This is a genomic window from Mesorhizobium sp. M2C.T.Ca.TU.002.02.1.1, from assembly GCF_003997225.1.
The window spans coordinates 1-6,948 of sequence record NZ_RZTO01000287.1 but is presented as its reverse complement, the minus strand read 5'-3'; the positions used below and the strand labels follow the sequence as shown (position 1 = coordinate 6,948).

The 6,948-nt window shown below is 64.0% G+C and carries 6 protein-coding genes and 1 pseudogene; all 7 read right to left on the bottom strand.

Annotated features, from left to right (window positions below; all coding sequences use genetic code 11):
- Positions 1 to 215 precede the first annotated feature (215 nt).
- Positions 216 to 1,847 carry a molecular chaperone GroEL gene (locus EOD07_RS16750; protein ID WP_073989696.1) on the bottom strand — a complete coding sequence of 544 codons (1,632 nt, stop codon included), beginning with the start codon at positions 1,845 to 1,847 and terminating at the stop codon, positions 216 to 218.
- Between the two features lie 57 nt (positions 1,848 to 1,904).
- Positions 1,905 to 2,714, bottom strand: coding sequence for an iron-sulfur cluster assembly protein (locus tag EOD07_RS16745; protein WP_127236258.1), 810 nt, complete (start codon positions 2,712 to 2,714; stop codon positions 1,905 to 1,907).
- Between the two features lie 5 nt (positions 2,715 to 2,719).
- Positions 2,720 to 3,742 (bottom strand): amidohydrolase family protein, encoded by a 1,023-nt coding sequence (locus EOD07_RS16740; RefSeq protein ID WP_127236257.1) that lies wholly within the window; start codon positions 3,740 to 3,742, stop codon positions 2,720 to 2,722.
- A gap of 73 nt (positions 3,743 to 3,815) precedes the next feature.
- A complete protein-coding gene (locus EOD07_RS16735; RefSeq protein WP_073989699.1) occupies positions 3,816 to 4,184 on the bottom strand; it encodes an MmoB/DmpM family protein in 369 nt (122 codons plus the stop codon).
- A gap of 21 nt (positions 4,185 to 4,205) precedes the next feature.
- Positions 4,206 to 5,264, bottom strand: coding sequence for an aromatic/alkene monooxygenase hydroxylase subunit beta (locus EOD07_RS16730; RefSeq protein ID WP_073989700.1), 1,059 nt, complete (start codon positions 5,262 to 5,264; stop codon positions 4,206 to 4,208).
- Between the two features lie 47 nt (positions 5,265 to 5,311).
- A complete protein-coding gene (locus EOD07_RS16725; RefSeq protein ID WP_127236256.1) occupies positions 5,312 to 6,379 on the bottom strand; it encodes a 2Fe-2S iron-sulfur cluster binding domain-containing protein in 1,068 nt (355 codons plus the stop codon).
- A 106-nt stretch (positions 6,380 to 6,485) separates the two neighbouring features.
- Positions 6,486 to 6,948, bottom strand: a pseudogene (locus EOD07_RS16720) (methane monooxygenase); the annotation flags it as partial.

The window sequence follows — 6,948 nt, the reverse complement described above, 5'->3', positions numbered from 1 at the left end:
GGCAAAGGCGACGCCGACGAGGCCGACCTCCTGGCGCATGAAGAGAACGGTCGCGCAGCCGAAAAAGACCAGCGCGAAAGTGCCGATGAATTCGCAGATGTATTTGTTCATGTCTGTCTCCGATGGATGGATCATGCGCAACCGGGCTCTCACGCTCCGGAGCGCTCGCTTGAAGGGCGGCCGCGGCGCGACGCACCGCGGCCGGTTTTTCCGGATCAATGACGCCCGAGCTTCTCCGCGCCGCCGCCGAGTGCCGGCCCTTCGGTGGGATCCTCGTCCTCGGCCAGATCGCCGACCAGCGTTTCGGTGGTGAGGATGAGCTTGGCGACCGAGGCGGCATTGCTGAGAGCCGCGCAGGTGACGCGAACGGGGTCGATGATTCCGGCGTCGTACATGTTCTGGAACTCGCCCTTGTCGGCGTTATAGCCGTAGCCGCCGTTGACGCTCGAGATCTTGGCGACCACCGCGTCGGCATCGGCGCCGGCATTGGTGACGATGCGCCATAGCGGACGTGAGAGCACCGACCTGACCAGCCGCACGCCTTCGGCGACGTCGCCGTCGACCTTGGCCAGCACCTCGTCGAGCACGGGAGCGATCTGCGCGAGCGCCACGCCGCCGCCGGCAACGACGCCCTCCTCCCAGGCAGCGCGGACCGCCGAGAGCGAATCCTCGATGAGCTGGATGGTGCGCTTCTGTTCGACCGGCGTCACGCCGCCGGCATAGAGGACCGCCGTGCCGCCGGATAGTTTGGCCAGCCTCTCGCGCAGTTTGTCCTGCTCGACATTCGGCGGCGCGACCTCGTACTGGCGCTGCACCTGGGCGCGGCGGGCGGCGATTGCCTGCGGGTGGCCGCCGCCACGAATGACACTAGTGTGCGTGGCGCTGGTGCGGACGCGCTCGGCCGAGCCGAGCTCCTCTTCCTGGATGTCCTCGAGCCGCCCGCCAAGATCGCGCGCAATGACGCGGCCGCCGGTGAGGATCGCAAGGTCCTCCATCATGGCCTTGCGCCAATGGCCGTATTCCGGCGGATGCACCACGAGATACTTGCCGGGCCCGTTCTTGCCGAGCAGCGTGACCACGACGTCCGGCGACATCTCCTCGGCGACGATCAGCAGCGGCCTGCCCTGCTTTTCGGCGATGGCCCGGGCCGCGTCGAGCGCCTTCGGCTCCTTGATCTTGAGATCGGTCATCAGGATCAGCGGCCGCTCGAGCACCACCTCCATCTTGTCCTGGTCGGTGACCATGTGGTGCGAAAGGTAACCTCGGTCGAAGGACATGCCCTCGACCACGTCCAGCGTGGTGTCCCTCGTCACGCTGAAGTCTGTGGTGATGACACCGTCGGCGCCGACGCGCTCATAGGCTTCCGCGACCAGGCTGCCGAGCCTCGGATCCGTCGCGGCGATATTGGCGACGGCGGCCAGATTGCCGTTGGACCGGGCCGGCTTCGCCGACGCCTTCAGCGCCTGGACGACCCTTGCCACCGCAAGGTCGATGCCCCTGACCAGATCGACGGATTTGGCGCCGCGCTCGTTGGCTTCGACGCCGTTCTGCACGAGAGCGTTGGCGAGTACGATCGCGGTCGTGGTGCCGTCGCCGGCGACTTCGTTGGTCTGCATCGACACTTCGCGCACGACCTGAGCACCCATGTTCTCGAACCGGTCATGCAGCTCGATCGAAGCGGCGATCGACACGCCGTCGCGGGTGACGATGGGCGTGCCGATCGGGCGATCGATCATGGCGTTCATACCGCGCGGCCCGAGCGTCGGCTCGACGGCGGCGGCGAGCTGGTGGACGCCCCTGGCGAGCGCGCGGCGGGCATGTGAGTTGTGGATCAATAATTTGGGCATGGCTCCTCCTTCGCCGTGGAACGGCGCTTGTTGCGGCCTCGTTGCGGAGGCTGTTCTTCAGCTATGTGCCGGACGGCTCGCGCAGTCCCGGGGCGGCACGCGGTCCAGGATGAAGTCGACCAGCGTCGGTTCGCCGTCCACCACCTCCAGTTCCTTGTAGCGCGTGGTCTTCAGTCCACGGCACAGCGCGCCGTTGAACTCCATGTTGATGCGCACGCTTCTGAGCTCGGCGAGATAGGCGCCAAGCGCCTCCGGCGGGATTGGCGATCCCTCCCAGGTGATGAAGACGGGCTCCGTCGGACGCCGGCCGGGCCACCGCACCAGCAAAGCCTCGCGGTATCGCGGCTTCTGCTTGATGGCTTCCTCGCCTTCGAGCCTAGCGGTGTCATAGGCAAGCAGGTCCATGCCGAGGATCTCGCGATCGGTCAGGCCCTGCTTGCGCAGTCCGAGAAGCATAGCCTCCTGGCGCCTCAGATAGGCCTTTCGGGCAAAGGTCTCGCGCAGGCCGGCGATGTCTTCGTCGCCGGCCAGCTCGCCGAAGATCTGGCCGAATGTCTTGCCGGCCTCGACACCGCGGTTGACCTCCTCGGCGAACATGTGGTCGTGCAGCCGGATCCGGTAGGCGGGCGACCAGGACAGCGCGTCGAGCGCCTGGCGCATCCCGTCCAGCATCAGGAAGGCGAAGTTCGGCGAGCACCAATAGGTCGGCAGGCGGAAATCGACCGCCACGGACCCGTCGGCGAGCACCTCGGCCCGCTCGACGAAGCCCATCTCGGTCACCGGCTCGTCGAGTTCGGGATCGTTGACGCCTTCCAGGCTCCGCCAGAGCTCGCTCTGGCGGTCGCCTCGCAGATCGGCCACGCTCATCGCCGTCACTCCGCCGCGATCCGCAGCGGCGATTTCGCGAGCGCCGCCTTCTTGGCCGCCACGTCGATGTCGTAGAGCCGTGCCGCGTTGAGGCCGAGGATCTTCTCCTTGATCTCGTCGGTCAGCTGAACGCCCCGCTCGGCCGCGATGTCCTCGGGGATCTGGTAGGCCCAGAGCTTCTCGACGAGCCAGCGCGGTGTCCAGATGCCGTAGTCCGATCCGAAGAGAAGCTTGTCCGGGCCGAGCCAGTAGAGCAGTTCGGCGATCACCTCGCCGAAATAGCGCGGCCGGTTGTGGATGAACGGCAAGGCGACCGCCAGTCCACCATAGACGTTGGTTTCCTGCACCGCGACCCAGCAGAAATCGTCGAGCCTGGGCAGTCCGCAATGCTCGATGATCCAGTTGAGGCCCTGGAAGTCCGTGGCGGCATGGTCGACGTCATGGACGTCGAAGGAATCCTTGGCCAGCGGAATGATCGTCGGTCCCTTGTGGACGTGGATATTCTTGATGCCGAGCTTCTCGCAGAGCTCGAAACACCGGTAGGCATCGGGATCGTTCAACCGCCAGCCCTTGGAGGCTCCGTTCCATTCGGCCGTGTACATCTTCACGCCCTGAATGTCGTAGGTCTCCTTCATGTAGTGGATGTATTCGATCGCCTTCTCGCCGTCGCGCGGGTCGAACGAGCCGTTGACGATGAAGCGCTCGGGATAGCGTTTGGCGACTTCCGCGTTGCGCTCGATCGTGTTGAAGCCGTTCTTGTAGAAATCCTTCAGATAGGTCGACTGGATGATCGCCACGTCGTCCGGGCCGTTGATGAAAAGGTCGCTGTAAAGATCGTCGGCGCTGTATTTCTCGAACTTCTCCTTCGGCCAGTATTCCTCTTTCGGGCTGAGGAACGTGTGATAGCCGTAGAAGCAGTCGATGAACTGCTTGCCGTGGATGTTGCGCTGGTTCTCGGGGCTGCCGTCCCAGAAATGGGTATGGCCGTCGACCACGAAGATTTCCTTGCCTTCCGGTGTGATGAACATGTTTCTTGCTCCGCAAGTCGGATTGATTGGTCGGCGCGCCGCGGAAGCGCGGCGCGCCCGTCTCGTGACGTGCTCAGATGAACTCGAAGACCTCGTCCATATTGCCGAAGAGGATCACCGTGTTGTCGTCGACGCGGACCATGCGGCCGTAATGGGTCGACGTGTTCACCTCGAAGATTTCGGCGGTCATCTCGCGGCCGAGATATTCGCTGATCTCGTCCATCTTGAAGATCAGCTTGCCATGGCCGTCGATGCGGATGAGCGCCGGCTGGTAGGTGATGGTGACGCCGGGCTTCTTGCCCATGAATTCGGCGATGGCGCGCGCCTCGACGGAGTCGTTCATGGTGACGCCGCACTGGTCCGAGATCGTCTGCTCGAAAGTGATGTCCTTCATCGACTTGAAGATGTTGTCGTGCGAGGCATCGCGGGCTGCTGTTGACATGTTCTTGTCTCCTGTTTGCGGTTAGCCGTTGAGGCCGAGTTCGCCGAGGATCCTGGCGATGCGCTCCTGGGACTGGGCCCGCACGTCATCGAAGGAGATCGGCTTGGAGTGCGGCGCCGACCAGATCGGCTGCAGGCCCTGCGCGGCCTTGTCGGCGAGCGCGCGGTGCTTCTTCAGCCAGCCCTTGAAGAGCTTCTGGTTCGCGGCCGCGTGCTTCTCGTCATGCGCGAGCAGGTAGATGAGGTCGATCGTGTTCGCGAGGTTGCGCTCGTAGTCGGCCTCGGCCGCTGAGATCACCGCCGGCGTGATGAAGTCGTGGTTGGCGGCCGCGACCTGCATCAGGAAGCCCGACCGGAACAGTTCGCCCACCAGCGGCTCGAAGACGATGTTGATGGCGAAGTACTGCTCCAGATAGTCGGCGGTCCCCATGATCGTCTCGACCGCCTCGCGGGTGCCCTGCCAGACGCCGTCCTCGAGCCAGGCCTGCTTGCCGAGCTCGTCGTTCCAGCCGGGAATGTCCATGCCGATCTCGGCGAGGTAGAGGGTGATGTCCTGCGCCAGCCGGAGCTTGTAGGAGGAATTGGTCAGCGTGGCGTTGTTGATCATCTGGGTGTAGCCGTAGCGCTGCGCCTGCATCAGCGAGGTGCCAAGGCCGAACTCGGCGTGTTTCCAGGCGCCGAGATGCGTCTGGAGGATCTTCGCCCACACCTTGTCGAAGGACTTCGGAGCGCCCGACTTGCGGCCGTTGGCGATGACGCTCTGCACCATCGTCTCGATCCGCGACTGGCGCTGGTAGTGGGTGCGCTCCCACTCCTGGTCCGGAGCGCGGAAGGCATGCCAGTTCGAGCTCTGGGCGGCGGTGTTGTCCTTGACATAGGCACCCTTGCCGTTGGCGAAGGAAATGATCCAGTTCTGGATCAGGTAACGCTCCGGATCGGGCTGGACATCGACGGTGACGTCCTCGTAATGCGTCGCCCTTTGACCTCTCGGGTCGAAGTAACGGTACTTACGGCTATCGGAGTCGGCGAAGATCGCGGCGCCCGCGGCTCCCGACCCTACTGAACTCGATATGGCTGGCATTTCTCTCTCCCTTGGTTTCAGTTGCTGGTGAAGCCGCCGCGGCGGTCTCAATGTCCCGGCGTGCCGGCGCCGGAAGACGTGGTGGTGAAGCGATCGAAGAAGATGCGCTCCACCTCGAAGCCGTTCATGAACAGGACTGGCTGCAGCGCATCGATCATGGGTGGCGGGCCGCAGGCGTAGACGTCGCCCTGCCCGTCGATGGCTAGCTCCTTGAGCTTGGCGTCGACACGCTCATGCACGAAGCCGCGCTCGCCCTGCCACGAGGCGTCGCCGTTGACGTGCGACAGGACCGGAATGAAGCTGAGCTCTGGATACCGTTCGGCGAGTTCGGCGATACGGTCGAGGTAGAACAGGTCGTCCTGGGTGCGCGCGCCGTAGAAGAAATAGACCGGCCGCTTCTCGCCGCTGGCGAGATGGTCGTTGAGGATCGACCACACCGGCGACATGCCGGAGCCGGCGCCTACGAGGACGATGGGACCTTTGCGGTCCTCGCGCCGGAAGCAGGTTCCATAGGGTCCGACGACGGTGACCTCGGCTCCGGCCCGGATTCCTCCGGAATCGAGTTCTCCTGAGAACTTTCCTTCGGGGTATTTCTTGATGATGAAGGAGAGCTTTTGGGCTTCGTCCGGCGTATTTGCCATGGAGAACGAGCGCGTAATCGTCTCCCCTTTTTGCGTGGTGACCGTGATGTCGACATATTGTCCGGCCCAGAACTTGATCGGGGAGTTGAGCTCGATTTGGATGCCGCGGATGTCGTGCGTCAGCTTCTCGACATTGGCGATGCGGCCCTTGAAGGTCTTCACCGCGATCGATTTCGAAAGCACCTCCTCGTCATAGTTGAGGAGCTCGACCTCCATATCGGAATAGGCGATCGACCGGCACAGAAGGATGTGGCCGGTTTCCTTTTCCATGTCGTTGAGCGCGAAGGTCGAATATTTCAGCATGTCGACCTCGCCGTCGCGCAGCACGCATTTGCAGGCCGAGCACTGGCCTTCCTTGCAGCCATGCGGCAATGCGATTCCCTGGCGGAATGCCGCGTTCAGCACCGTCTCGCCGTTCTCGACCTCGAACTCGACCCCGACCGGCTCAAGACGCACTGTGTGAGCGCCGCTCATCGTTTCTCCTCCCAAAGCTCCGCCGCTGCCCGCCCAACGGGACGGGATCGGCCGTGTCTGCTTGAGAGGGAGACCCCGGAAGGGCCTCCCTCCCCGCAATTGCGGTTTAGTTGCAGGCGTTGATGGTGAAGCCGGCGCGGTATTCGGCGAGATGCTTCTCGCGGTCCGCGGGGCTCATCTCGCGCAGCAGCGTCAGCGGCGACTGCAGCGTGTGGCCGCGCACGTCGTCGAGCGTCCACATCTCCTTGTCGTCGAAGCGCAGATGCGGCTGCGGCACCAGCGTCTTGCCGTCGGACCGGACGAAGTTCAGGTCCTTGATGGCGTCGGCCAGATCCCAGCCGTGATAGAGCGTCTCCCACTCGCGCTTGCCGCTGAAGCGGCCCATCGCGGGCGTCGGACGGCCCTGGTATTCGTCGGCGAACGCCTCGACGACGGTCCAGCGATCGAGCTCGTGGGCGAAGGTGTAGAGCTTGCCGTCGATCTCGTCGGTGACGATGTCCTCGCGGATGAGGCAAGGCACCAGGCACGACCAGCAGCGATGCGGATAGACGTAGCCGACGGCCTCGTTG